Source organism: Moorena sp. SIO2C4 (genome assembly GCF_010672485.1).
Lineage (GTDB): Bacteria > Cyanobacteriota > Cyanobacteriia > Cyanobacteriales > Coleofasciculaceae > Moorena > Moorena producens.
Window position 1 is genome coordinate 1 of sequence record NZ_JAAHGN010001140.1, and the last position, 2,300, is coordinate 2,300.

Consider the following 2,300-nt stretch of genomic DNA (forward strand, 5'->3'; position numbering starts at 1 on the left):
TTTGGTGGGCAGTGCTTACTTTGGCTATGGCCAGCTTGGTGAATCTTTCTGGTGCACTGCCCACCCTACATCAACCTAAATGGGACAGTGATTAATCCTAGGGTGGGCAGTGCCTAGGAACGGGCAAAGCCCAGCTTGGTGAATCTGTCTGGTGCACTGCCCACCCTACATGAACCTAAATGGGACAGGGGATGTGGGTGAATGGGTACGCTAAATCCCCAATTGTCTGATTCACTTGTCTGATTCAGACGCTACCCCAAGTTATGACTTTTGTCAATAACTTGGGGTAATTTTTGTTTCTAAAATAGAATTTATCAATTCGGTGAGATACTTGCGTATAGGCGGTTTCGACGTCTAATTAGTACATATGTACATAGTAAGTTAACTTCTAGAGAAAAAAAAATAGTAGGCTTCTTGCATAATTACCCAAACATAGGTGGATAGCTCTTATAGATACCTATTACAACCTAGACAAAATTCAGGAGCAACTTTCATGAATACATTAATCGGCGGTCCAGGTAATGACTTTCTAGCAGGAGACAACAATGACGATAACCTGATCGGGGGTGCTGGCAATGATACCTTACTAGGTTTGGGTGGCAATGACCTTCTTGATGGGGGTGATGGCAATGACATCCTGGCAGGGGCTGCTGGGGAAGATTTACTTGATGGCAGAGCTGGTAATGATTTATTAAGCGGTGGTGATGGTATTGATCTTCTAGATGGTGGTGAAGGCAATGATACCCTGATTGGCGATCGCGGTGATGACAATATCAATGGCGGAGATGGTGATGACCGAATGATTTGGAATGACGGTGATGGCAGCGATATCATGGAAGGGGGTGCTGGCTTTGATGTAGTAGAAGTGAATGGCGCAGATGGTGCCGGAGATAACTTTGCCCTCAACCCCAATGGCCCCAGGGTACGCTTTGAGCGGTTGAATCTCGGTCTGTTCAACCTGAATGTCAATGATGTAGAACAGTTTGAGATCAATGGTCTTGGGGGTGATGACACCTTAACTGTTAATGACTTGTCCGGTACTGATGTACAGCTGGTAGTCTTTAACGGCGGTGATGGTAATGACCTTCTCGATGGAACCAATGCTGTGTTACCTTTGCTTGGTATTGGAGGTAATGGCAATGACACCCTGATTGGCGGAGCCGGTGATGACAACCTCAGGGGTGATGCTGGCAATGATAGCCTGGTTGGCGGAGCTGGTGATGATAACCTAATTGGAGATGCTGGCGATGACACTCTGATTGGAGGTGATGGCGATGACAATCTGGTTGGTGGAGATGGTAATGATGTCCTAATCAGTGGCAACGGTATTACTACCTTTACTTTTGACAGTGGAGTAGCTTTCAATTCAAGCGATTTGGGTCTCGATAGCATTACTAACTTTATCGGAGGTCAAGACAAAATTAGTCTGGAACAGGACACCTTCACTGCGCTCACTGGTACCTCCAGTGGGGGCTTAGATAGCAGTGAATGGGCGGTTGTATCTGATAATAGCCAGGTAGAAAGTAGTGGTGCTTTGATTGTCTACAACAGCGAAACCGGCGGTCTATTCTACAACCAGAATGGCAGTGCAGGTGGTCTGGGAAGCGGAGCTCAGTTTGCTACAATCGACACCAGCACCTCGGTAGATTTCACAGACTTTGAGGTATTTTAAGTTAATTAAAAGTTAACTTATCTAGCATTTATCAATTCGGTGAGGTACATTTTGGATTTTAGGGACTGAGGCCGTGGGCCACGCGGGGCGCTTTCGGAGCAGGGACTTCGGAGCAGGGAGTAGGGAGTAGGGAACAAATCCTGTGTACCTCACTGGTGATGAGAATTGCTATAGTCGTTTTTTGTTGAAGGTTGACAGTCAACCTTCAACCTTCAACCTTCAACCTTCAACCTTCAACCTACCCTAGACCGAACCCCTACAGCAAACAACCTTCATGCTGATTAATCACCGTCCTAATTACAGGAATTATAGTAAAAAATGTTCGATTACTGTGGGAAATTTTTTCCATTAGTGAGCGCCTTTCCAAAGACTGTAAAACTGAAATAAGTTGTGAATTATAGTCTAAAGTAATACTATGGCGCAATCGTTTAATGTAAATGGGGGTAGGATTCCTAGCTAGATAGGCGATCACCTTCTTCTCTGACTCATCTAACCGATTCAATTGCTCGATTAACATTGCTCTCATTGGCTCAGGAACAATCATTTCCTCCCAACTTAAAAATTCCGATACACTACCAAAAAAAAGTCTTTAATCGTTGTCACAGCCAGCTTTAACCCTAAGGGATTA

2 protein-coding genes are annotated in these 2,300 nt (G+C 45.0%); one reads left to right on the forward strand and one right to left on the reverse strand.

Annotated elements, in window-relative coordinates; genetic code table 11:
• Nucleotides 1-493: 493 nt before the first annotated feature.
• On the forward strand, nt 494-1,672 hold the full coding sequence (locus F6K20_RS34720) for a calcium-binding protein (RefSeq protein WP_287263338.1): 1,179 nt from the start codon (nt 494-496) through the stop codon (nt 1,670-1,672).
• 256 nt (nt 1,673-1,928) lie between these two features.
• Here the strand turns inward: F6K20_RS34720 and F6K20_RS34725 are convergent, their stop codons facing one another.
• A complete protein-coding gene (locus tag F6K20_RS34725; RefSeq protein ID WP_287297832.1) occupies nt 1,929-2,216 on the reverse strand; it encodes a hypothetical protein in 288 nt (95 codons plus the stop codon).
• Nucleotides 2,217-2,300 lie beyond the last annotated feature (84 nt).